At 71.1% G+C, this 23373-nt stretch carries 20 protein-coding genes, 1 tRNA gene and 1 other annotated feature; of the genes, 6 read left to right on the top strand and 15 right to left on the bottom strand.

Translation table 11 applies throughout. From position 1 onward, the window contains the following. The first annotated feature begins 21 nt into the window (after positions 1 to 21). The 4 genes from NITAL_RS26655 to NITAL_RS18295 all read left to right on the top strand — a co-directional run bounded on the left by NITAL_RS26655 (position 22) and on the right by NITAL_RS18295 (position 3911). Positions 22 to 456, top strand: a complete 435-nt coding sequence (locus NITAL_RS26655; protein ID WP_157041939.1) for an S-layer homology domain-containing protein — start codon at positions 22 to 24, stop codon at positions 454 to 456. 20 nt (positions 457 to 476) lie between these two features. Further along, the gene (locus NITAL_RS18275; protein ID WP_052667594.1) at positions 477 to 1445 is read left to right on the top strand and encodes an S-layer homology domain-containing protein; all 969 of its coding nucleotides are present in this window, start codon (positions 477 to 479) and stop codon (positions 1443 to 1445) included. 109 nt (positions 1446 to 1554) lie between these two features. Then, positions 1555 to 2792 (top strand): IS3 family transposase gene (locus NITAL_RS18285; RefSeq protein WP_245617689.1). Its coding sequence is split into 2 segments (ribosomal slippage): positions 1555 to 1858 and positions 1858 to 2792, totalling 1239 coding nucleotides; the frame shifts between segments, so codons are not numbered across the junction. After that, positions 1857 to 1970 (top strand) — a sequence feature (AL1L pseudoknot). Its footprint overlaps the gene before it by 114 nt. Positions 2793 to 3146: 354 nt before the next feature. Then, positions 3147 to 3911, top strand: a complete 765-nt coding sequence (locus tag NITAL_RS18295) for a site-specific integrase (RefSeq protein WP_052667596.1) — start codon at positions 3147 to 3149, stop codon at positions 3909 to 3911. A gap of 157 nt (positions 3912 to 4068) precedes the next feature. Here NITAL_RS18295 and NITAL_RS18300 read toward each other — a convergent pair. From NITAL_RS18300 to NITAL_RS27480, 5 genes are all read right to left on the bottom strand, one after another. After that, positions 4069 to 4152 (bottom strand) — tRNA-Leu (locus NITAL_RS18300). Between the two features lie 131 nt (positions 4153 to 4283). Continuing rightward, on the bottom strand, positions 4284 to 5957 hold the full coding sequence (locus NITAL_RS18305; RefSeq protein WP_052667597.1) for an ABC transporter substrate-binding protein: 1674 nt from the start codon (positions 5955 to 5957) through the stop codon (positions 4284 to 4286). Positions 5958 to 5959: 2 nt separating this feature from the next. Beyond that, complete coding sequence (gene secG / locus NITAL_RS18310) at positions 5960 to 6193, bottom strand: preprotein translocase subunit SecG (protein WP_211262504.1); 234 nt, start codon at positions 6191 to 6193, stop codon at positions 5960 to 5962. Positions 6194 to 6301: 108 nt separating this feature from the next. Next, positions 6302 to 7690, bottom strand: a complete 1389-nt coding sequence (locus NITAL_RS18315) for a M56 family metallopeptidase (protein WP_052667598.1) — start codon at positions 7688 to 7690, stop codon at positions 6302 to 6304. Between the two features lie 3 nt (positions 7691 to 7693). Continuing rightward, a complete protein-coding gene (locus tag NITAL_RS27480; protein WP_052667599.1) occupies positions 7694 to 8095 on the bottom strand; it encodes a BlaI/MecI/CopY family transcriptional regulator in 402 nt (133 codons plus the stop codon). A 106-nt stretch (positions 8096 to 8201) separates the two neighbouring features. On the opposite strand from NITAL_RS27480, the gene NITAL_RS27485 reads away from it, so the two are divergent. Next, a complete protein-coding gene (locus NITAL_RS27485; RefSeq protein ID WP_052667600.1) occupies positions 8202 to 8777 on the top strand; it encodes a hypothetical protein in 576 nt (191 codons plus the stop codon). A 40-nt stretch (positions 8778 to 8817) separates the two neighbouring features. On the opposite strand, the gene NITAL_RS18330 is transcribed toward NITAL_RS27485, so the two are convergent. The 8 genes from NITAL_RS18330 to NITAL_RS18365 all read right to left on the bottom strand — a co-directional run bounded on the left by NITAL_RS18330 (position 8818) and on the right by NITAL_RS18365 (position 19600). Further along, complete coding sequence (locus NITAL_RS18330) at positions 8818 to 9906, bottom strand: ABC transporter ATP-binding protein (protein WP_052667601.1); 1089 nt, start codon at positions 9904 to 9906, stop codon at positions 8818 to 8820. Beyond that, on the bottom strand, positions 9903 to 10919 hold the full coding sequence (locus NITAL_RS18335; RefSeq protein WP_052667602.1) for an ABC transporter ATP-binding protein: 1017 nt from the start codon (positions 10917 to 10919) through the stop codon (positions 9903 to 9905). Before NITAL_RS18335 ends, NITAL_RS18330 begins: the two co-directional genes overlap by 4 nt. 2 nt (positions 10920 to 10921) lie before the next feature. Further along, positions 10922 to 11896, bottom strand: coding sequence for an ABC transporter permease (locus NITAL_RS18340; protein WP_052667603.1), 975 nt, complete (start codon positions 11894 to 11896; stop codon positions 10922 to 10924). Next, a complete protein-coding gene (locus NITAL_RS18345) occupies positions 11889 to 12857 on the bottom strand; it encodes an ABC transporter permease (protein WP_052667604.1) in 969 nt (322 codons plus the stop codon). Before NITAL_RS18345 ends, NITAL_RS18340 begins: the two co-directional genes overlap by 8 nt. A gap of 225 nt (positions 12858 to 13082) precedes the next feature. Then, entirely contained in the window at positions 13083 to 14945 is a 1863-nt protein-coding gene (locus NITAL_RS18350) for an ABC transporter substrate-binding protein (protein WP_169786889.1), read from the bottom strand. 199 nt (positions 14946 to 15144) lie between these two features. Beyond that, the gene (gene tpiA / locus NITAL_RS18355) at positions 15145 to 15921 is read right to left on the bottom strand and encodes a triose-phosphate isomerase (protein WP_052667606.1); all 777 of its coding nucleotides are present in this window, start codon (positions 15919 to 15921) and stop codon (positions 15145 to 15147) included. A 68-nt stretch (positions 15922 to 15989) separates the two neighbouring features. After that, on the bottom strand, positions 15990 to 17765 hold the full coding sequence (locus tag NITAL_RS18360; protein WP_157041940.1) for an ABC transporter ATP-binding protein: 1776 nt from the start codon (positions 17763 to 17765) through the stop codon (positions 15990 to 15992). Further along, a complete protein-coding gene (locus tag NITAL_RS18365) occupies positions 17762 to 19600 on the bottom strand; it encodes an ABC transporter ATP-binding protein (RefSeq protein WP_052667607.1) in 1839 nt (612 codons plus the stop codon). Before NITAL_RS18365 ends, NITAL_RS18360 begins: the two co-directional genes overlap by 4 nt. Positions 19601 to 20119: 519 nt before the next feature. Between NITAL_RS18365 and NITAL_RS18370 the strand changes: the two genes are divergently transcribed. After that, on the top strand, positions 20120 to 21070 hold the full coding sequence (locus NITAL_RS18370) for a hypothetical protein (RefSeq protein ID WP_052667608.1): 951 nt from the start codon (positions 20120 to 20122) through the stop codon (positions 21068 to 21070). A gap of 82 nt (positions 21071 to 21152) precedes the next feature. Here NITAL_RS18370 and NITAL_RS18375 read toward each other — a convergent pair whose 3' ends face one another. Both NITAL_RS18375 and gap read right to left on the bottom strand, forming a co-directional pair. Continuing rightward, entirely contained in the window at positions 21153 to 22358 is a 1206-nt protein-coding gene (locus NITAL_RS18375) for a phosphoglycerate kinase (RefSeq protein WP_211262505.1), read from the bottom strand. Beyond that, positions 22358 to 23362 carry a type I glyceraldehyde-3-phosphate dehydrogenase gene (gap, locus tag NITAL_RS18380; RefSeq protein ID WP_052667609.1) on the bottom strand — a complete coding sequence of 335 codons (1005 nt, stop codon included), beginning with the start codon at positions 23360 to 23362 and terminating at the stop codon, positions 22358 to 22360. The genes NITAL_RS18375 and gap overlap by 1 nt, the downstream gene beginning before the upstream one ends. Positions 23363 to 23373 lie beyond the last annotated feature (11 nt).

Here is a 23373-nt window from a genome sequence, read left to right on the forward strand (position 1 = left end):
AACGTGGTGTTCTTCCACCGGATGGCCGGCTCACCCACTTCGCCGCTCGGTGCCCACTTCGACGACGTGCCCTCCAGTGCGTACTTCTCGGTGGCGACGCGGTGGGCGCGGGCCAAGGGTGTCACCGCGGGTTGCACCAGCACGTCGTTCTGCCCGGCGAACAACGTCACCCGCAGCCAGTTCGTGGTGATGCTCCACCGCTTCGCCGGGTCACCGAACCACGGCACCAGCCACGGGTTCAGTGACGTGGCGACCAGTGGCGAGGTCGCCCAGGCCGTCACCTGGGGTAAGAAGTACGAGATCGTCATGGGCACTACCTCGACGACGTTCTCGCTGGGCAACGCCGTCACCCGCGCCCAGGTCGCGCGTTTCCTGTACCGCTACGCGAACAAGCCGGCAGCCGAGGGTGCGAACCGCATCCAGCTCGGGGTGACCCGTCCGGCGCAGACCTTCTGAGCCCGACCGAGGAGACGATGGTGGGTCCGACCACACGGGTCACCGCGCTGGTGGTGGCAGCAACTGCAGCGCTGACGCTGACGGCAGGCGCCGGCCCGGCTGCGGCGCGAGGCGATGATGGCCGTCGGACCACCCTGGAGCTCTCGCCCGACCGCCAGGTCGGCCAGGGCCAGCTCCTGCGGGCCTCGGGGGTGTGCTTCATCGCGCCGGACACACCCGGCCGACACGTGTTCGTGATGATGTCGCGGGTGGTGGAGCCCGGCTCGGGGCTGACCCGCGATGACTTCGACGGAGTCAGGGCGCCGGTGCTGGCCGATGGGTCGTGGCACACGGCGCTACGCATCCCCGACCGACTGCTGCCCGGCATGTACCACGTGTACGTCGACTGCCTGCACGGCAATCACGCGTACAACGTGGCGGAACGCCGTATCGAGGTGACCGGGACCGACCCACGCCCGCGGTTCGTGGACGTGCCCGACGGCTACCAGCACGCCGAGGCGATCCGGACCCTGGCCGCCCGCGGCATCACCCTGGGCTGCGGCGGAGGCCGGTTCTGCCCCACCGACCCGCTGACCCGCGCCCAGGCCGCCTCGCTGCTGGCCCGAGCGCTCGAACTCGAACGCGGCGGCCAGCCAACCTTCGACGATGTCGACCCCGACTCGGTCCACGCCGGCGCCATCGCCGCCCTGGAGCGGGCCGGGATCGTGCGCGGCTGCGCCCCCGGCCGCTACTGCCCCACCCGTGGCCTGCGCCGCGACGAGACCGCCACCTTGATCGACCGCAGCTTCGAACCCGACGTCGACGGCAGCGGCTACCACTGGTACTTCACCGACGTCCGGCCCGACTCACCCCACATCGACGCGATCGCGGTCGTGGCGCTCGAGGAGATCATGCGCGGCTGCGACGACCGGCGCTTCTGCCCGACCACGACCATCACCCGAGCCCAAGCCGCCCGCACCCTGCACCGCGCCCTGCACCTCGGAGACTGACCCGACGCCGGGACACGGCCCACGCACGGCGGCCAACCCGAGCCCAGTCGCGCTGCTGAACCGTCCTGGGATCGGTGGAGGCTCCTAACCTTGGAATCAAGGAGGAGCCATGAGCACGATCGGTCCGTCGGGGACGCCGAACTCGCGTCGGTACAGCCCTGAGGAGAAGGCCCAGGCGGTGCGGATGGTCCAGGCGTTGCGTACCGAGCTCGGGGCTACCCAGGGAACGGTCGCCCGGGTCGCCAAGCAGCTGGGCTACGGGGTGGAGTCGGTGCGCCAGTGGGTCAAGCAGGCCGAGATCGACGGCGGTGAGCGGCCCGGCACCACGAGCAGCGATGCGGAGCGGTTGCGGCAACTGGAGCAGGAGAACCGGGAGCTGAAGCGCGCCAACGCCATCTTGCGGTCGGCGTCGGCTTTCTTCGCGGCGGAGCTCGACCGCCCACAGAGGTGATGGTCGCCTACATCGACGCGCACAAGGACGAGTTCGGGGTCGAGCCGATCTGCCAACAGCTGCCGATCGCCCCGTCGACGTACTACGCCGCCAAGTCCCGTGAGCCGTCCGCGAGGATGCTGCGGGATGCGGTGCTGATGCCGCTGCTGTTGACGCTGTGGACCGCGAACTACGAGGTCTACGGGATCCGCAAGATGTGGAAGGCGCTGCAGCGCGCCGGCGAGGCGGTCGGTCGCGACCAGGTCGCCCGGTTGATGCGTGAGCTGGGGATCCAGGGCGCCCGTCGGGGCAAACGCATCCGGACCACCCGACCGGACGCCTCCGCGGCACGTCACCCGGATCTCGTGGACCGGCAGTTCATCGCCGAGCGGCCGAACCTGCTGTGGGTCACCGACCTGACCGTGGTGCCGACCTGGGGCGGTGCGGTCTACGTGTGCTTCATCACCGACGCGTTCTCGCGGATGATCGTCGGCTGGCGGGTGGCGACCCACATGCGCACCGACATGGTTCTCGACGCGCTCGAGATGGCCCGATGGAAACGCAACAGCCAGCTCGAAGGACTGGTCTGCCACTCCGATGCCGGCTCGCAGTTCACCTCCATCCGCTACGGCGAGCGGCTCGCCGAGCTCGGCGCCGTCCCCTCCATCGGATCAGTCGGCGACAGCTACGACAACGCCCTGGCAGAAGCCGTCAACAGCCTCTACAAGACCGAGCTGATCCGCCGAAAGGGACCATGGCGCAACGTCGACGACGTCGAGCTCGCCACCCTCGGCTGGGTCCACTGGTTCAACCACGAACGGCTGCACTCCACCCTGGGTGACATCCCTCCCGTGGAGTTCGAGACCGCCACCTACAGTCAGCGAGCGGAGACCAGCCACCCGGTTGGAATCCAATGAACCGAGTCTCCATCAGATCCAGGACGGTTCAACGCGCTCGCCCGTCACGAACAGGGCCTCGGTCGCGACCCCGCGCAGGGCCGCCAACGCCTGGCCGACTACCTACGCGGTTGGCTCGCCGGGCTCTCGCTCAAGCCCACCAGCCTGGCCGACTACCGCCAGTCCATCGAGTGCTACATCAACCCCCGCATCGGTGGGATCCGCCTCGAACACCTCACCCCCGAACACCTCGACCAGCTCTACCGCGCCCTCGAGGTCAACGGCAAACGTCGCGGCCCCTGCCGCACCGACGGCCGCACCTGCCAGACCGTCGGCTGTCACCCCGACCTGCACGACGGCCTCAGCGCCAAGAGCGTGCGCAACATCCACGGCTGCCTCCACGTCGCGCTCCAAGCCGCCGTGACCCGCGGCTACCTGCCCCGCAACGTCGCCGACCTCGCCAACCCGCCCAAGGCCCGACGGGCCCGCTCACGCAACGCCCGCGACCACTGCTGGACCCGCGACCAGCTCCTGGCCTTCCTCGACCACACCCGCGACCACCCCGACCAGCTCCACCCCCTGTGGTTCCTCATCGCCACCACCGGCCTACGACGCGCCGAAGCGCTCGCGCTGCGCTGGAGCGACCTCGACGGCGCACGTCTCACCATCCGCCAGACCGTTACCGTCGCCGACGGCGTCACCATCTGGCAGCACGACGCCAAGAGCGACGACAGCGAACGCTCCATCGCGCTCGACACCCGCACCCTCGCCGTCCTCCACGACCACCGCCGCCGACAACTCGAGCAGCGGCTCGCCGCCGGTCCCGCCTGGTCCACCCACGGCCAGGACCACGATCTGATCTTCACCCGCCCCGACGGCACCGCCATCCCACCCAAACGCGCCTCCCAGACCTTCACCCACCACGTCGACCGCGCCGGCCTGCCCCGCATCGGCGTCCACGGCCTACGCCACACCTGGGCCACCCTCGCGCTACGCGCCGGGGTGCCCATCAAGGTCGTGTCCGAACGCATCGGCCACGCCGACCCCGCCGTCACCATGCAGGTCTACGCCCACGCCCTCGAAGGCGACGACGCCACCGCCGCCGAACTCACCGCCACCGCCATCTTCGGCGACCGATGACACCCACCGACACCCGAGCCGACACCCACGAACACACGGTCACCGTTCTCATGGTGTCAGGATGGTGTCAGAAGCATCAGGAACGCCCCCGACACCGGTCGGGGGCGTTCCGTCTATTCTGCAGTATCTGGGCTGCTAGAGGGGTCTAGCTGCCACGTGCGCGAGAGAGGACTTGAACCTCCACCCTGTTTCCAGGACACGGCCCTCAACCGTGCGCGTCTGCCAGTTCCGCCACTCGCGCGTGACTCGCGCGGCACAGCGCCGCGCGGGTGCGGGAGCGTAGCCGTCACCGACGGGGGTCGCCAACGCGGGGCAACACCGCTCGGCACCCGCACACCGTGGCCGAGAGCAGCCCTCCGGGAGCGCACTGGCTCAGTCCTGGACGAACCGGACGACCGCCAGGTCCACGCGCCCGGACGGCAGCCACACGAGACCCTCGATGTCCTCGGTGACGACGCGGGCGTGCTCGTTGACCACCAGCGGCGCCACCGCGACCGCGTCGAGGATCCGGCGTTCCGCCGCTGCGTAGGCCTCGACCGCCTCCGGTTCGCTGGTGGCGCGACGCCCGGCGTCCAGCAGCTCGTCGGTCTCCTCGTCCGCGTACCGCGTCAGGTTGTCGAGCCCGACGTTGCGGGAGTGGAACAACGGATCGAGGTAGGCCCCCGGGTCCGGCGCGTTGGCTTCCCAGCCGAGGCGGAACCACGGTGCCTCGCCACGTCGGACCGCCGGGACGTACTCCCTGAGCTCCAACGGGACGAGGACCACCTCCACGCCGAGCGCGTCACTGACGTCGGCGGCGATGCGTTCGGCGACGGCCGCGTTGGTCGCGCCACGGTTGAAGGTGAACTCGATCTCCTCGGGAAGCTCGATCTCGGCGTCCTCGAGCAACGCTGCGGCGCCCTCCGGGTCGTAGCGGCAGTGGTCGCACGCGCCGCTCTGGCTGCCCGGGATGCCCTCGGGCACGAGCCGATCCGCGGACCGACGGGTGCCACCGAACACCTCCTCCACCAGGGCGTCCCGGTCGATCGACTGCGACAGGGCGCGACGCACCACCGGGTCGTCGAACGGTGGCACGGTCAGGTCGAAGCCGAGCATCGTGACCGTGCTGGTCGCTCCGTCGAGCAGGCCCGGTCCGCTCGACCCGTCCTCCGAGATCCCGTAGGTCGCCGCCGCCTCCTCGAGGTGTGCTGGGCCGACGTCGGCGACGTGCAGGAGACCAGCCTCCAGGTCGGCCCACTGGCGGTTCCGGGCGGGATCGTCGGGGTAGATCTGCAGTACCACCTCGTCGAGCTCCGGCTCGCGGTGGTGGCCCTCGACCCGTGCGAGGCGCACGAAGCCGCCCGGCTCACGCGGGCCGACCAGCGAGTACGGCCCGTTGCCGATCGGTGCCTCGCCGAAGCCCTCGGGGTCCTCGTCCGCTGCCTCCGGCGTCGGAACCAGGGACGGATCGGCGAGCGTGAGCAGGTACCGCGGTTGGGGTTCGACCAGCCGGATCACGACCGTCGTCTCGTCCACGACCTCGACGCCTTCGAGGTCGCCGCCGCCCTCCGCCGCGGCGTCCGCCCCGACGATGGGGCTCAGCAGGTAGGCCAGGAAGGAGGGCGGATCCGCCGTCCCGTCGGCGATGCGGTCGAAGGTGCGCTTCACGTCGGTCGCGGTGACCGGCTGGCCGTCGTGGAAGGTCGCCTCGCGGAGGGTGAAGGTGATCTCGGTCCCGTCGTCGGACACCGACCAGGCACGCGCGGCGCCCGGCACCGCTCGGCCCCGGGCGTCGATGCGGACCAGCGGCTCGAACAGGGCACCGACGATCAGCTCGCCCTCCTCGTCGGCGACGAAGCGTGGGTCGATGCTCCGCGGATCGTTGGCGAGGCCGATGCGCAGCGTCCCGCCACCGGTCGGCAGATCCTCCGGCGCAGCCGTCGGCGACGCCGGTGGCTGCGGATCAGGGGTGTCGTCGCCGGTGCACGCGGCCGTCAGCAGGAGGAGGGCCAGCAGCAGCGCGAAGCTGCGGCGACGCGTGTGGCTGCGTCGTCCGCGGGACCACATCGTCAGTAGATGGCCACGAGCGTGATGTTGGTGGCCGTGAAGGCCAGGGCGCTGAGGACCGTCAACCGGTCCAGGTTGCGCTCGACGACCGCCGACCCCTGCAGACCGCCGCCCGACCCGCCGCCGAACATGTCCGACAGACCGCCACCCTGCCCGCGGTGCAGCAGCACGAACAGGATCAGGAACGCCGCGAGGATGAGGTGCAGCACGATCATGATGACGGTCAGGGTGTCCACGGGAACCTCGGAGCATGCGGAGGAGCGACGGTCCAGCGACACGGACGCCGGAGCGGTCGCGTGGCCCGGGATGGTAGCGGATGGTCGCTCCCGGAACCGTGGTGCTGGTCAGCCGACGCGCTGGAGCCAGTAGAGGGCCGGGATCGACAGGCCGTCACCCGCTGCCGGCGTGCGGAAGGCCGGCGTGGCCTGCCAGCGGTCGGTGAGCTCGGCGTCGACCGTGATCACCGGGCGCGGCACCAGGCCGAGGCCCCGGACGTCGGTCTCGGGACACGTCGCCGGATCGGCGCAGGCGCGCCAGGTGCTCGGCCGGTCATCGAGGGTGGAGGCGTCGATGCGGACCACACCACCGACGGCCGGGCCGCCGTCGACATCCAGACGGGCCCGGCGGTACACGTCGAAGACCCGTGCTTCGGGGACCGCCTCGGCAGCCTCGGTCGCACCCGGACCGGACGCCGGGGCCGACCAGACCAGCGCGACCGCATCACGCTGCCGGTCCGGTCCGGCGACCGCAGCGGGGACCGCGACCGCCAGCACCACCGCCACGGCCGTGACCGACCCGACCGCCGCCATCTCCGAGCCGCGGCGGAACCGGGACACCGGCGGCCGTTCCTCGACCAGTTCGCGGACGCGTTCGACCAGGGTCGCCGAGGGGGCCAGGGCGGCACACGGGTGGCGTGGGGTCGGGGCGGGAGCGACCTCGAGGGTCTTGAGCAGGCCCGAGGCGAGCGCACCGGGCCGACCCGTCGCTCGGACCGCCACCTGGTCCGCGGCGCGTTCCCGTTCGCGGTGCAGCTGAGCCACCGCCCAGCCACCACCGGGGACGAAGAAGACGAGGTCCCGAAGGACCCCGAGCGTGGTCGCGACCAGGTTGTCACGGCGCTTGACGTGCGCGAACTCGTGAGCGAGGACGCCCTCGAGCTCTTCACGGTCGAGCTGTTCGACCAGCGCAGCGCCGACGACCAGGACGGGCCGGCGTGTCCCGACGACGTAGGCACCACCGGCGCACGTCGGCAGCACGACCAGCTCGGGCACCGGCACCCGCAGCCGCCCGGCCACCCGGGCAGCCGCCGTGATCAGCGCCGACGGGACCTCGAGCCGTTCGGCCGATCGTGCCGCCAGGCGGGCGCTGCGGTGCGCCAGTGCCCGGCGAGTGAGCCGGGTGCCGGCCACCAGCGCCCAGAACCCGATCAGCAGCGGCAGCGCGACCGGTGCGAAGTGCAGGTAGCCGTCGGTGACCGGGACCGCCAGGGCATCGACCGCTTCGGCGGGCGTCATCAGCGTCGGCAGCTGGAGCCCGTCGCGCGACGAGAGCAGCAGCACCGCCAAGAGGGCTGCCGCCGGCGCCAACGCGGTGGCGACGCGCGCGCCCACGGAACGCACCCCGGTCCGCAACAGCGCGCGCACGAGCAGGACCCCGGCCGCGGAAGCGAGGATGGCCCTGACCGCCACGGACTCGACGGGCAGGCTGAGGAGCAGCCCCAGGGAGTCGCCCACCGGCTAGGGCTCCTGGCTCCGACGCCGCTCGACCGCGGCGCGCAGTTCATCGAGGCTGACGTCGTCGATGTCGTGGACGACGTCAGCGAGGTACGACGCCGCCGGCTCGGGGTAGCGTTCCAGCAGCCACGACAGGACGTCGTGGACCGCCGACCGGGCGTAGCGGTCACGGCTGACCGCTGGTCGGTAGCGGTGCGCCAAGCCCTCGGTGTCCCGCACCAGCAGCCCCTTGCTCGCCAGGCGGCTCATGGTCGTCATGACGGTCGTGTACGCGATGTTGCGCCGCGCAGCGAGATCGCCGTGGACGTCACGCACGGTCGTGTCACCGAGCCGCCACACCACGTCCATGACGTCCTGCTCGAGAGGTCCGAGCAACGCCTCCAGGGGTTCGTTCCGCCGGCTCACCGTGGTTCTCGCGCTTCTGCCGCGGGCCGTCCCGCTGGCTCCTCGGTCAGCGTAGCGAGGACGACGGCCCGAGGGGCGGATGCGTGGCCGGTAGCCTGGGACCCTCGTGGAACCTCTCCGCCCCTCCCTGCCTCCCGTCGGCCCCGACCAGGTCGTGGTCCACACCAGCGTGCGGGGGCTCCTCGCCGCCGCGGTCACCCCCCTGGTGCTCGTGGCGCTCGGTGCAGCGGCGCTCATCGACGGCCGCGGGCCGGCGATCGTGCCGCTCGTGCTGCTGCTGGTCGGCCTGGCCGCGGGTCTCGTCGCAGTCGGGGACATGCCCCGCCGCGTGGAGTTCGACCGCACCGGCCTCACCCGCGTGTGCCTGCTCCGCCGCCAGCGCGTCCCGTGGGAGCGGGTCGTGGCCATCGAGCGCAGCCGTCCGAGCTCGGCCACCGTGGCGCGCAACGTCGTCGAGCGACGTGAGTCCAAGGGCGACCCCCGGATCTCCGGTGGCCTGATCGCGCGCGGTCGCCCGCGCGGCCGGTGGCTGCTGACCGACCGCGTCGAGAGCCGCGAGGAGCACGACGAGCTCCGCCGCCTGCTCGAACACGCCGAGCGGCCGGTGGCCATGCGGGCTCCCCCACCGCACGACGGCGTCCCGCCCACCCACCTGTACCGCAGGCGGCAGCGCGGTTCGTGACCGGAGCTCGCTGCCGACGGTCCCCCGCGCCCGGGGCGTGCTACTCGGTCTCGACCGGGACCGGTTCGGCGATCTGCACCTCGCGGCCGAGCGAGCGCACCCGGTCGACCAGCGTCTCGCCCGGCGCGATCGGGAAGTGGCAGCTGACCTCGTGGCCCGGTGCCACCTCACGCAGCTCGGGTACCTCGACGCGGCACCGTTCCTCGGCGATCGGGCACCGCGTGTGGAACCGGCAGCCCGAGGGCGGGTTCGACGGCGACGGGAGATCGCCCTCCAGGATGATGCGTTCACGCGACCGTTCGGCGTGCGGATCGGCGACCGGCACCGCCGACATCAACGCGTGGGTGTAGGGGTGCGCCGGCTCCTCGTACAGCACGTCGGATGCCGCCAGCTCGGCGATGTGGCCGAGGTACATCACCGCGACACGGTCCGAGATGTGCCGGACCACCGACAGGTCGTGGGCGATGAACAGGAAGGTGAGGTCGAACTCGTCCTGGAGGTCCTCGAGCAGGTTGATGACCTGGGCCTGCACCGACACGTCCAGCGCCGAGACCGGCTCGTCGAGGACGATGACCTCGGGCTGCAACGCCAACGCACGGGCGATACCGATGCGCTGCCGCTGACCGCCGGAGAACTCGTGCGGGTACCGGTTGGCGTGCTCGGGCGACAGTCCGACGGCCTGCAGCAACTCCTTGACCCGCTTGCGGGCGTCGGTCTTGCTGCTGCCGTGGATGATGAGCGGCTCGCCGACGGTGTCGCGGATCGGCAGCCGCGGGTTGAGCGAGGCGTACGGGTCCTGGAACACCATCTGCAGGTGCTTGCGGAGCTCCCGGAGCCTCGCCGTGGACGCCGCGGTGACGTCCTCGCCCATGAAGCGCACGCTGCCCGCCGTCGGCTCGACGAGCCGCAGCAGCGAGCGACCGAGGGTCGACTTGCCGCAGCCGGACTCGCCGACGACACCGAGGGTCTCGCGCGCCTGGACCGACAGGCTGACCCCGTCGACGGCGTGGACGCGTCCGACCTCGCGGCGCAGGAGCCCGGCGCGGATCGGGTAGTGCTTGACGAGGTCGACGATCTCGAGCACCGGCTGGCCGCCGGCGGCCGGGACGGGGGTACGGGCCGCGCTCATGCCGTGCTCCCGATGATCTCGTCACCGAAGGCCGGCAGCTCCTCGGCGTGGTGGCAGCGGGTCTGGTGGTTGTGGTCGCCCTCGTAGGGCCGCAGCGCCGGCTCCTCGTCGTGACAGATCTGCGTGGCGAACGGGCACCGCGGACGGAAGACGCAGCCGGGCGGCGGGTTGATCGCCGACGGCGGGGACCCCGGGATGGGCTCGAGACGCTCGGAGGTGCGGGTGGCCGCCGACGGGATCGACGACATCAGACCGCGGGTGTAGGGGTTCCTCGAGCGGTAGTAGATGGTGTCGGTCCCGCCGGTCTCGAACAGGCGGCCCCCGTACATCACCTGGACCCGGTCGGCGACGCCCGCGACCAGCCCGAGGTCGTGGGTGATCAGCAGCATCGCCGCGCCCGTCGCCTCCTGCGCGGTCCGCATCACCTCGAGGACCTGGGCCTGGATGGTCACGTCCAGAGCCGTGGTCGGTTCGTCGGCGATCAGCAGCGAGGGTTCGTTGGCGATGCCCATGGCGATCATCGCCCGCTGACGCATCCCGCCGGAGAACTCGTGCGGGAAGTTGTCGAGCCGGCTGGCCGCCTCGGGGATGCCGACCAGCTCGAGCAGCTCGGCCGAGCGTGCCCGAGCAGCCTTCTTCGACACGTTCTTGTGGTGGACCCGGATGGCCTCGACCAGCTGGTCGCCGACGGTGAACACCGGGTTCATCGCGGTCATCGGATCCTGGAAGATCATGGCGAGGCGGCTGCCCTGGAGCTTGCGCATCTGCCGATCGGTCAAGGCGAGCAGGTCCTGGCCCTCGAACTCGATCGATCCGGTGATCTCGGCGAACCGAGGCAGCAGGCGCATGACCGCCATCGCGGACACCGACTTGCCCGAACCGGACTCACCGACGATCGCCAACGTCTCGCCCGGGTGGACGTCGAAGCTCACGCCGTTGACGGCCCTGACGAGCCCGTCGTCGGTCTTGAAGGTCACCGCCAGGTCGCTGACGGACAGCAGGGGTGCGGGCACGCTCAGCCCCTCCGGGAGGTCGGGTCGAGGGCGTCGCGCAGACCGTCACCGAGGAAGTTGATGCACAGGGTGATGGCCACGATGAAACCACCCGGGATGAAGACGGCCGACGGCTTGGTCTCGATGCTGCCCTTGGCCTGGTCGATGAGGTTGCCGAGCGTGGGGGTCGGCGGCTGCACCCCGGCACCGAGGAACGACAGCGTCGATTCCAGGATGATCGCGATGCCGATCAGCAGCGTCGCGTTGACGATGATCGGCCCGAAGGCGTTCGGCAGGATGTGGCGGAACATGATGCGTGGCGCTCGGGCCCCGGCGGCGCGGGCGGCGAGCACGAACTCCTGGGCCTTGTACTGCAGGAACAGGCCCCGCACGACGCGTGCGATCTGGGGCCACAGCAGCAGCGCGAGCAGGACCGCGATCGCCATCGGGCTCGACCCGAATGCCGGCGCCAGGACCAGCAGCACCACGATGGCCGGGACGATCAGCACGAGGTTGGTGAGCTGGTCGATGATGGTATCGAGGATGCCGCCGAAGTAGCCGGCCAGCGCCCCGAGGAGGGTCCCGATCGCGGTGGTCAGCAGCGACACCACGATCGCGATCAGGATCGAGAAGCGACCGCCGGTCAGGACCCGCACGTACAGGTCGCGCCCGATCGTGTCGGTCCCGAACGGGTGCACGGCCGACGGCCCCTCGCGCAGCGCACGGGAGGTCTGGGTGACCCCGAACTCCGAGAACGGCGGCCCGAACCAGAACCAGGCCGTCATCAGCACCAGGCCGGCGATCGAGACCAGGGCGAGCTTGTGCCGCCGGAAGCGGTCCCAGGTCTGCCGGCCGAAGCTGCGGCCGATGATCTCGACGCCCTCGCGCTCGTCGATCAGGACCTGCTGGTTGCCCATCTCGACGGGGGCCGGATCCATGATCGGGTCGCGCGCCGGATCGTCGGTCCCGGTGCCGCCTGGGGGCAGGTTCTCACTCATAACGGATCCTCGGATCGAGCACGCCGTAGAGCAGGTCGGCCAGCAGGTTGAAGAAGATCACCAGCACCGCCAGCACGAGCACGATGCCCATCATCAGGTCGAGATCGGTCAGGTTGATGGCACGCAGCAGCAGGGTGCCGAGCCCCGGCCAGCTGAAGATGCTCTCGGTCACGATCGAACCACCCACCATGGCCGCGAAGTCGATGGCCCAGATGGTCACCAGGGGGATCATGGCGTTGCGCAGGCCGTGCTTGAAGATCACCCGCCTCGGTGGCACACCCTTGGCCCGTGCGGTGCGGATGTAGTCGGAGTTGATGACCTCGAGCATCGAGGCGCGCATGAACCGGGACTCGGACGCGGTGAACACCAGGATGAGCGTGGCGATCGGCAGGGCGTGGCTCTGGAACATCTGGAGCCAGCCGTGCTGCTCGACCGTGCGGATGCTCTGGGTGAAGAAGATGCGTTCGCCGGTGTTGCGCAGCAGCCAGATGGCTAGGGCCTGCAGCATCAAGCCGAACACGAAGGTGGGTAAGGCGATGCCGAGGAACGAGAACCCGGTCACGGCGTAGTCGAGTTTGGAGTACTGCCGGACCGCCGAGAAGACCCCCAGGGCGATCGAGAGGCCGGCGATGATCACGAAGGCCGGCAGGGCCAGGCGGGCGGTGTTCTTGCCCCGCTCCAGGACCACGTCGAACGCGGGTTGGTTGCCGACGCTGACGGCCGTACCCATGTCGCCCTGGACGGCACCCACCATCCAGTTGGCGTAGCGGACCGGGATCGGCTGGTCGAGGTCGTAGACCTCGATGATGCGTTCGCGGAGGATCTCGCAGTTGCGCTGACAGGTCGCCATGCGCTCGGCCAGGGGGTCGCTGGCCAGGGATGTCAGCGTGTAGATGATGAACGTCCCGATGAGCATCAACGGGATGGTCGCGATGACCCGGCGCAGCACGTACGCGAACACGAGCGGCCTTCCTCACCTTGCCCGACGTTGCCCTTGGTTCTCCCGCGCGACACTGTATCGGCGGGCGCGCTCCGAGATGCTGGGTGCGCTCTGGCGCGCACCGACAGCACGAGGGTTTGGTGCCGCTCCTGGCCGGCTGGTAACGGCCGCGTGCCCTCCGGCGCACATCGTACGACGGAGGGGGCCCGTCACCGGGCCCCCTCCGCATCGATCACCGCCCGTGCATCAGTGGGGCAGGTAGTCCACCGCGTGAACCAGCGGGCCGGCGTCGTTCGCGTCGACCGCGGTCGCGCCCTGCTGCAGGTTCAGGTCCGAGAAGGCGAAGAAGTTCGGCTTCGTCGTCAACGGGATGATGATCAGCCCGTCCTCGTCGACCGTGCGGGTGGTGACGTACCGATCGGCGTCCGTGTAGCAGGCGGCCCGCTCGTCGTCGTCGATCGTCTGGTCGCAGGTGTCCAGCAGCGCGTCCAGGTCCGTGTTGGAGTACCCGTGCGGGTTGTTCTCCGAACCGGTCTTGAACGCGACGCTCTGGCCTCCGGGCCAGGGACCGCCGACCCACGCGAACTGGACGATGTCGACGACACCGCAGTCCGCGGTGGCCTCGTCGCCGCTGGCGAGCGTGACGGTCGCACCGTCGTCGCCACCGCTCACGGAGCAGGCGACGTTGCCGGGGCTGAACGACTGCTGGGAGAAGTGATCCGCACCCGGCAGGTTGTCGATCTGGATGTCCCAGCCACCCTCGCTGAGCTGGTCCTGCAGCAGCTGCTGCTGGAGCTCACGGAGCTGGTTGCCACCGGTGGTCGAGACCCGCAGGGTCAGCGGGCCACGCTCCGGGTGCTCCCAGACGTTGTCGGCGTTGAGCTCGTAGCCGGCACCCTCGAGCAGCTCGTTGGCGCTGTCGAAGTCACCCTGCCCGTAGCCCTGCTCGCCCTGGAGGTCCTGGTAGTACTCGCCGGTGAGCCAGTAGGTCGCACCGAGACCTTCCAGCGGCAGGACGTCGCCGTAGAGGGGCTCGTAGAGGCTCTCCATCACGACGCCCTTGTCGATGGCGTAGGCCAGAGCCTCACGCACGTCGGCGTCGTTCAGGTGCGGGTTGTGGATGTTCATGGACCAGTGCTCGAACGCCGCGGACGGACCCGATGCTGCGGTCACGTTCGGGTCGTCGGCCAGGCCCTCACCGAACGGGACCTGCGGCTGGGTGAAGATGAAGTCGGCCTCGCCGCTGCGCACCGCGTTGATCTGCGCGTCGGTCTCGGTCACGAACTGGAGGGTCACACCCGTGATGCAGGCGATGCCCTGGTTGGTGACGTCGTCGTTCAGCGGGTTGGAGCCGTGGTACTCGTCGTTGCGGACGAGGGTCATGTCGACACCACGGTTCCAGCTGGAGAACTGCAGCGGACCGGAGGCCGGCAGGGGCTCACCGTCGACCATGAACTCGCGCATGGCCTCGTTGGCAGCCTCGCCCTCGGTACCGATGGCGTGGGTCGGCAGGACGCGAGCGAACAGGCTCGGCCAGCCGGCGAAGAACTCAGGCATGGTGTACGAGAAGTTCTGCCCGTCGATCTCCCAGCTGTCGGGGTCGATGGTCTCGTAGTCGCCTCGGGTCGAGAGCGCGAACGCCTCGTCCATGTACAGGTCGAAGTTGTCCTTGATGGTCTGGCCGGTGATCGGCTCGCCATCGGAGAACTGGATGCCCTCGCGGAGGGTGAAGTCGACCGTGACCGAGCCGTCCTCGTTCTCGGTGACCTCGGCCTCGTCCTCGAGGAGCTCGGGAACGAAGAGGATGTCGCTCGTGATGCCGTACAGGCCCTCGAGCATGCCCTGCTGGATCCACGACGCGATCGACAGGTTGTTGGCCGGATCGTCGAGGTGGAGGTCCGGCGGCTCCTGCTCGTGCGCCCAGACGAGGTCCGTCTCGGTCGATCCCTCGCAGTAGTTTTCCGGGTCGCCTTCGGGCGCCGCGGTCTCCTCGCCGTCGTCGTCGACGGTGACACCGTCGTCGTCGGTGCCGTTGCACGCGGCCGCCACCATGGCGAGCGCGCTCGTAGCGGCGATCAATCGCCAGCCGAGCCTCTTGTCCCTAACCACCGTGACTCCTTCCGTTGAGCGGTGATCGTCGGGGACCGAGGGGTACGCGCCGACTCCCATCGACGGTGCCCCCGGGCCACCCCCGAGACATCCCACACGCTACTACCGCGGTCGGAGGTGTTGGGGCATACGCACCGGAAGGCGCGGGGAGCGCACCCAGCTGGCCACGGGCCGTTTGGCCGGGGTCCGGAAGGGAAGGTCAGCGGCGGCGGTGGCCGACGATCAGCGCGAAGTCCTCGCTCGAGAGGCTGGCGCCGCCGACCAACGCGCCGTCGATGTCGGGCTGGCTCATCAGCTCGCGGACGTTGCCCGGCTTGACGCTGCCCCCGTACTGGACCCGGATGCCGTCGGCGATGGCCTGGCCGAACAGCTCGGCGAGCACGCCCCGGACCGCGGCACACAGCTCCTGCGCGTCCGCGGACGACGCGGTCCGTCCGGTGCCGATGGCCCAGACCGGCTCGTAGGCGACCACGAGGTCCTGTGCCTCCGCGAGCTTGACGCCCGCCAGGGAGCCCCGCAGCTGCTCGGCCACGATCTCGACCGCCTGCCCGGCGTCCCGCTGCTCCAGCGTCTCGCCGACGCACAGGATCGGGACCATGCCGTGCTTGTGGACCGCCCGGAGCTTGCCGTTGACGACCTCGTCGCTCTCACCGAACAGGGCCCGCCGCTCGGAGTGGCCGACGATGACGTAGCGCACGTCGAGCCGGGCGAGCATTCGGGCCGACACCTCGCCGGTGAACGCCCCCTCGTCCTCGGCGTGGACGGTCTGCGCCCCGAGCTCGATCGGCAGCTTGTCGGCCTGGATCAGGTTCTGGATGGCACGGAGGGCCACGAACGACGGACAGACGACGATGTCCTGCCCCTCGTAGTCGTGCTCCTCGAGGTGGTAGGCGAGCTTCTGGACCAGCTGGATCGCTTCGAGGTGATCCTTGTGCATCTTCCAGTTGCCGGCGATGATCGGCCGTCGCTCGGACACGCGCGTGCTCCTGATCCGGGGGGTCGGGGCGCGAGCCTAGACGGGGTGCGGCCGCGCGCCGTCCCCGCTCACGTGGTCCCGGTCGCCCAGTCGGCGTGGAGACGCGCGTACACCCCGCCGGCCGCCACGAGGTCGTCGTGGTGCCCTCGCTCGACGAGCGCACCACCGTCGAAGACCAGCACCTCGTCGGCCGCCTCGGCCGTCGACAGCCGGTGGGCGACGGTGATGCTGGTCCGGCCGGCGGTCAGCCGCTCGATGGCCCGACGGAGGGACACCTCGAGGGTGGGGTCCACGGCCGAGGTCGCCTCGTCCAGGATCAGCAGGTCCGGTGCGGTGATCCAGGCGCGGACGAGCGCGATCAGCTGCCGCTCCCCCGCCGACAGCCGGCTGCCCCGCTCGCCGACCGGTGTGGCCAGGCCCTCCGGCAAGCGGTCGAGCCAGCCGTCGAGTTCGAGCTCGGCGAACGCGGTCCACACGTCCCGCTCGGTCGCCTCCGGGACGCCGTAGCGCACGTTGTCGACGACGGTGGTGTCGAACAGGAACCCGTCCTGGGGCACGAAGGCCACGCGACGGCGCAGCGACGCGAACGCGACCCGGTCGAGCCGGACACCGCCGACCTCGATGGTCCCCTCGGTCGGGTCGAGCAGCCGGACGAGCAGCTTGACGAAGGTCGACTTGCCGCTGCCCGTCTCGCCGACGACCGCCACCCTGGCCCCCGCCGCGACGTCGATGTCCAGGTCGCGCAGCACGTCCGGGCCGGTCGGGTACCGGAACCGGACACCGGTGACGTGCACGTCGAGCGGCCGGTGCGGCAGGAGCTCACCGTCCTCCGGATCGGCCACCTCGAGCGGGCGGTCGAGGATGCCGAGCACGCGGCGGACGCCCGCCGCGGCCGTCTGGGCCTCGTTGAGCACCTCGACCAGCACCTGGACCGGCTCGATGAACAGCGACACGAGGAACAGGAAGGCCACGAGCTGGCCGGCGGTCATGCCGGCGTCGGCGGACAGGATGCCGACCACGACCACCCCGGCGGTGACGGACGCGGCGAACAGCTCGGCGGTCGAGAACATCGAGGCGCCGAGCGCTCCCGTGCGGAACTCGGCCCGGAACTGGGCCCGCAGCCGGACCCGGACCCGCTCGAGCACCCGCTGCTCGGTGCCGTACGCGCGGATCGTCGGCAGGCCGGCGATGGCCTCCGAGACCGCTCCGAGCGATTCCCCGACCCGGACGCGGACCCCGTCGTACGCCCGACGCAGCACCCGCTGGAACAGCAGCAGCAAGGCCGCGTAGATGGCCGCGGCGCCGACCACCAGGGCGGCCAGGCGCACGTCGTAGACCAGCATGACGACCACGACGAGGACGACCTGTGCCGAACCGACCAGCATGCCGATCCCGCCCCACTCGACGAACCGGGTGACCGCGTCGATGTCGGAGGTCACCCGCGCGACGAGCGTCCCGCGCCGCTCCGCTGCCACGTGCAGCGTCGACAGGTCGTGCACGTGCCGGAAGGTGGCGACGCGCAGCTGCGACAGGCCGTCCGCCGACGATCGGATGAGCCGGAACTGTGCCTGCCGATTGGCCACGGCAGCGACGACGAGGGCCACCAGGGCGATCGCACCTGCGTTGCGCACCGCTCCGAGGTCGATCGTGCCCGGCGCGAGCACCTGGCCGTCGAGGATCTGCTGGATGACGATGGGCACCACGACCTGTCCGCCCGTCCCGAGCAGGGCCAGCAGCACGGTCACCCGGAAGCCGCGCGTGAGCGACGGGGCGACACGCCCCGCGCGGACCAACGAGCGCCACACCGGCTCGCGGGTGACGGTGTCGACCGTGGTCGCGCTCACGCCTGCTCCTCCCCCGAGGCACGTTCGGCGGCGCGGGCCGCCGCGTCGAGCTCGTAGGCCTGCAGGATCGCGGCGTACCCGGGATCGGTGGCCAGGAGATCGGCGTGGCTGCCCTGCGACACGACACGTCCACCGTCGACGTGGACCACCTCGTCGGCGAGCACGATGCTCGACCGGCGGTAGGCCACGATCACGATCGTGCTCGGCAGCTCGGCCTCCTGCAGCCCCCGGATGATCTCGGCCTCGACGGTCGGATCCACGGCGGACGTCGCGTCGTCGAGGACCAGCAGCCGGGGCGCACGCACGAGCGCGCGAGCCAGCGCGAGCCGTTGCTGCTGGCCGCCGGAGAGCGTCGTGCCGCGCTCCCCGAGGTGGGTGGCCAACCCCTCCGGGAGCGCCGCGACGAACCGGTCGGCACCGGCGAGGCGGAGCGCCTCGTTGACCCGTTCGTCGTCGATGTCCTCGCCGAGCGTGACGTTGCCGCGGACGTCGTCGTCGAACAGGAACGAACCCTGGGCGACGTAGGCGACCTCGGTCGGCACGACGCCGGGGGCGAGCTCGCGCAGATCGCGGTGATCGAGCCTCACGCTGCCGGTGTCGGGGTCCCAGAGGCGGGCGAGCAGGAGGGCGAGGGTCGACTTGCCGCTGCCGGTCGGTCCGACGACGGCCACGGTGCGACCGGCAGGGATGGTCAGGTCCATCCCCGCCAGCACGGGCGGTCCGTCGGCCTCGTAGGAGAACCCGACCGCGTCCGCCTCGACGGCTGCCGCGGTGGCCCGGTCCCCGCGGCCGAGCGGGCCGAAGCTCACCACGTCGTCGACCTCGAGCACCTCGGCGACGCGGGTCCATCCGGCCACGGAGTTGGCGGTGTCCCACATCAGGTACCCGATGAGCCGGATGGGGACGGCGAGCAGCGAGATGAGGTAGGCGATACGCACCAGCTCACCCGTGGTCAGCTCGCCGGCCGCGATGCGCCCGACGCCGAGCACCAGGATGCCGACCGTGCCGATCGCGGGGAGGACCTCCGAGAGGGCGCGGTAGCCGGTCCACAGCCGGCCGACCTCGACGGTCTGGTCCCGGAGGCGGTCCGACGAGCGCTGGAAGCGGGCGGTCTCGGCAGCCTCCCGGCCGAGCGACTTGACCGTCAGTGCACCGTCGAACGATTCGTGGGCCACCCGCGCCACCCCACCTCGACGGCGCTGCTCCTCCTCCATCGCCGTGAACGTCCGGTACGCCCCGCGCAGGTCGATGCTCACCACGATCAGCAGCAGCAGCCCGGCCAGCACCCCGATGACCGGGTCGGTCGCCACCACCACGACCGTGGCCCCGACGAGCAGGAACGCTACGCCCGTCGCGAACGGCAGCGGCCCGAGCATGTAGGTCGCCTTCTGCGTGTCGCTGTCGGAGACCGACAGCAGGTCACCCACGGTCCGCGAGCCGTACCACCGCAGCGACAAGCCGAACTGGTGCGCCAGCACGCGCTCTCGCAGACGCATCTGCGCGCCGAACGACAGCCACGTCGCGGTGGTCCGACGGATCACGATGCCGACCGCCTTCCACACGGCGACGGCGAGGATGAGCAGCACGGCCGTGCGCAGGCGTCCGCCGACCGGCTCCCCCTCAGCGAGGACCGGCACGACCACCTCGTCGGTCACGTACCCGACGACCACGGCCGAGGCCACGATCGCACCGGCGAACGCGATCGATCCGAGCGCACCGAGGCAGAACACCAGGGGCTGCTCGCGGATGAAGTACCAGATGAGGGCAGCACCGTCCCCGACCACCTGGCGGAAGGTCGGCGTCGGCAGCTCGTCGGCCGGTGTCGCGGTGCTCACGGGAAGGGACCTCGCGGATGGAGGCGAGCCGCGCTGCCGCGCGGAGGAGGGGGAGCCGACCGACGCTAGCTCACCCCGACACGCCCGCGACCGTGATGGTGCACGCAGCGACCACCCCCTCGCCACCCAGGCCTCCGCAACCGGTAGCCACCACCCGCAACCACCGGAGCCCCTGCAACCGGTAGCCACCACCCGCACCCACCGGAGCCCCTGCAACCGGTAGCCACCACCCGCACCCACCGGAGCCCCTGCAACCGGTAGCCACCACCCGCACCCACCGGAGCCCCTGCAACCGGTAGCAGCGTCGCCGCCCCGGCCGTGTCCCTGCGACCGGTAGCGACCACCCCCGCCCGGGCCCCTGCGACCGGTAGCGACCACACCCCCCAGCCCGGGCCCCTGCAACCGCTAGCAGCCGGTCGGCCGTGAGGGTCGGCGAGTTGACCCACCGCCATCATCACTATCCACAGGCGTGAGGATCACCGAGCACTGCTTCGAGGCCCGGCCCAGCAGGATGGGGTCATGAACCCGAGCTGGAACGAACTCGTCCGCGCTGCAGCGCACCGGCACGACGTCGCTGACGTCGACCTCGCAGCGAGTCTCGGCCTCCACGGGCGGACGTTCTCGGACCTCGCCCGGGCCGCCGGTTGTGAGGCCCCCTCGGCACGCGTCCGCATCCTCCCGGGTGCTGCGAGGTCGGTGCAGCGCGACCTGCTCACCGCCTGCCTGTCGACGAGCCACCTCGCCGCGGCGTCGGGGACCAGTGCGGCCTGGCTCCGCGGCCTGCGCGTCCGTCCGCCGAGACCGTCGACCTTCGTCGTCCGACACGGGACGCGCCTCCCCCACGTGCCCGGAACCGCGGGGCGTCTGGTCCGCTGGCTGCGCGACGCGGACGTCGAGGAGATCGACGGCGTCCCGACGTTGCGGGGGGCAGCCCTGGTGCTGTCCACGGCACACCTCAGCCCCCAGCTGGTCCGCCCGCTGCTGCTCGACGTGGTGCAGGCGGGGCTGACCACCTTCGAGGAGGTCGGGGAACGAGCCCGGGCGGCGCGACCGTTGGCTGGGACGGGCCGGCTGGTGGCCATGAGCGATGACCTCGCCGGCAGGATCGTGGAGTCGATCTTCCAGGACGAGGTCGTCGACGAGCTCGCGCGCCTCGGGTACCAGCCCGAGCGCACGGTCACCCGGATCGACACGCCGGACGGGATCGGGCTCGGACCGGACATCCTGTTGCGCCTCTGGCTGCTCGCGTTGGAGTGCCAGGGCGACGGCTTCCACCGGTCGCGGGCGCAGCGGCGGACCGATCGCCGGCGGATGGCGCAGTACGCCGGTACCCCGTGGCGTCCGTTCCCGATCGACTGGCGCGACTGGGTCGAAGAACGCGACCTGGTGTTCGATGCCCTGGACGCCGCGATCGCCGGCCAACGTCGGCGCGGGATCGGACGCGAGCACGAGCCACCGCGGCGCGCGTGACGCGCACGACGGACGTCCGGTCGGCTACCGGTTGCAGGCGCACGGTCCTACACGCGCCGTAGCAACCGGTCGCAGCAGCGAGTCAGGCCTGGCGGAGGGCTGCGACGCCGGGGAGGGTCTTGCCCTCGAGCAGTTCGAGCGACGCGCCGCCCCCCGTGGACACGTGATCGACCGCGTCGTCGAGACCGAAGGCGCGGATCGCAGCCGCCGAGTCCCCACCACCGACGATGGTGAAACCCTGGGCGTCGGCGACGGCCTGCGCGACCGTGCGGGTGCCGGCAGCGAACGCCTCCCACTCGAAGACGCCCATCGGGCCGTTCCAGAACACGCTGCCCGCGTCGGCGATCGCCGCGGCGTACGCCGCCGCCGTGTCCGGCCCGACGTCGAGGCCCATCTGGTCGGCAGGCATCGCCGCGACGGGGACGGTCGTGGCCGGAGCGTCCTGCTCGAACGCGGGGGCGACGACGACGTCGGTGGGCAGTAGGACGTCGACGCCACGCTCGCGTGCCTGGGCCACCAGATCCCGCACGGTGTCGACCTGGTCCTCCTCGACCCGCGAGGTGCCGACCTCGAAGCCCTCGGCCACCAGGAAGGTGAAGGCCATGGCGCCACCGACGGCGATCGCGTCGACCCGCTGGAGCAGCTGTTCGAGCACCAGGAGCTTGTCGCTGACCTTCGCGCCGCCGAGGACGGCGACGTACGGCGACGCCGGGTCGGCCTGCAGGCCGCCGAGCACCTCGAGCTCCCGAGCGAGCAGCAGCCCCGCGTAGCCCGGGATGCGGGCCGGGACCCCGCTGATGGAGGCGTGGGCGCGATGGGCCGCACCGAACGCGTCGTCGACGTACACGTCGGCGAAGGCGGCCAGCGCGTCCGCGAGCGCGTCGTCGTTCTTCGTCTCCCCCGCGTCCCAGCGCAGGTTCTCGAGCAGCAGGACCTCACCGTCCTCGAGCGCGTCGGCCTTGGCGCGCGCGTCGTCACCGACCACGTCGGTGGCGACCATCACCGGGGCCCCGAGCAGCTCCTCGAGCAGTGCGCCGACCGGCGCCATGGACGACGCCGGGTCGGGCTCGCCCTTCGGTCGCCCGAGGTGCGAGGCGACCACCACCCGAGCGCCGCCGTCGAGCAGGCGGCGCAGGGTCGGGACCGACGACCTGACACGCAGGTCGTCGGTCACCCGTCCGTCCCGGAGCGGGACGTTCAGGTCGGCGCGGACGAACACGCGCAGCCCGGGACGGACCTCGAGGTCGTCCAGGGTGCGCACGCCCTCGAGGAGCGGCACGGCTGCCATCAGAGACCGGCGCCCACGAACGCCGCGGCCTCGGCCAGGCGGGTCGAGTAGCCCATCTCGTTGTCGTACCACCCGAGGACCTTGACGAGCGTGCCGCTCGCCATCGTGCTCGGCGCGTCGAAGATGCACGAGTGCGGGTTGCCCACGATGTCGATCGAGACGAGGGGCTCCTCGCTGTACTCCAGGACACCCTTCAGCGGACCGTCGGCGGCCTTCTTCATCGCCGCGTTGATCTCGTCGGCGGTGACCTCACGGTCGAGCACGAGCACCAGGTCGGTGATCGAGCCGCTCGGGATCGGCACGCGCAGCGCGAGGCCGTCGAGACGGCCCTTGAGCTGGGGCAGCGCGAGCGCGGCGGCCTTGGCGGCGCCGGTCGTGGTCGGGACGATCGACAGCGCGGCCGCACGGGCGCGGCGGGGGTCCGAGTGCGGGGCGTCGTGGAGGCGCTGGTCGCCGGTGTAGGCGTGGATCGTGGTCATCAGACCCTGGGCGATGCCGAACTCGTCGTCGAGCACCTTGGCCATCGGGACCACCGAGTTGGTGGTGCAGGACGCCATCGAGATGACGTCGTGCTTCGAGGCGTCGTACTCGTCCTGGTTGGCACCGAGGACGATGGTGACGTCCTCGTCCTTGGCCGGCGCGGAGATCAGGACCTTCTTGGCGCCTGCATCGAGGTGCTTGGCAGCGTCGGCCCGCTTGGTGAAGAACCCGGTGGACTCGATCACGACGTCGACGCCGAGGTCCTTCCAGGGCAGGTCGGCCGGATCACGCTCGGAGAGGACCTTGATGGTGTCGCCGTCGACGACGAGGTCGTCGCCGCTGGTCTCCACGGTGCCGTCGTAGCGGCCGTGGACGCTGTCGTACTTGAGCAGCAGCGCCAGCGTGGCGGTGTCGGTCAGGTCGTTGACGGCGACGATCTCGAGATCGATGCCGCCCTTCTTGGCGGCGCGGAGGAAGTTGCGGCCGATACGGCCGAAGCCGTTGATGGCGACGCGCAGGGTCATCGGGCGTGCTC

The sequence above is a fragment of the Nitriliruptor alkaliphilus DSM 45188 genome (genome assembly GCF_000969705.1).
GTDB classification, from domain to species: Bacteria; Actinomycetota; Nitriliruptoria; order Nitriliruptorales; family Nitriliruptoraceae; genus Nitriliruptor; species Nitriliruptor alkaliphilus.

Coding starts and splice junctions, on each gene's coding strand:
- NITAL_RS26655 (WP_157041939.1), top strand. CDS start 22: ATGGCCGGCTCACCCACTTCGCCGCTCGGTGCCCACTTCGACGACGTG.
- NITAL_RS18305 (WP_052667597.1), bottom strand. CDS start 5,957: ATGTGGTCCCGCGGACGACGCAGCCACACGCGTCGCCGCAGCTTCGCG.
- NITAL_RS18330 (WP_052667601.1), bottom strand. CDS start 9,906: ATGAGCGCGGCCCGTACCCCCGTCCCGGCCGCCGGCGGCCAGCCGGTG.
- NITAL_RS18340 (WP_052667603.1), bottom strand. CDS start 11,896: ATGAGTGAGAACCTGCCCCCAGGCGGCACCGGGACCGACGATCCGGCG.
- NITAL_RS18370 (WP_052667608.1), top strand. CDS start 20,120: ATGAACCCGAGCTGGAACGAACTCGTCCGCGCTGCAGCGCACCGGCAC.
- NITAL_RS18375 (WP_211262505.1), bottom strand. CDS start 22,358: ATGGCAGCCGTGCCGCTCCTCGAGGGCGTGCGCACCCTGGACGACCTC.
- gap (WP_052667609.1), bottom strand. CDS start 23,362: ATGACCCTGCGCGTCGCCATCAACGGCTTCGGCCGTATCGGCCGCAAC.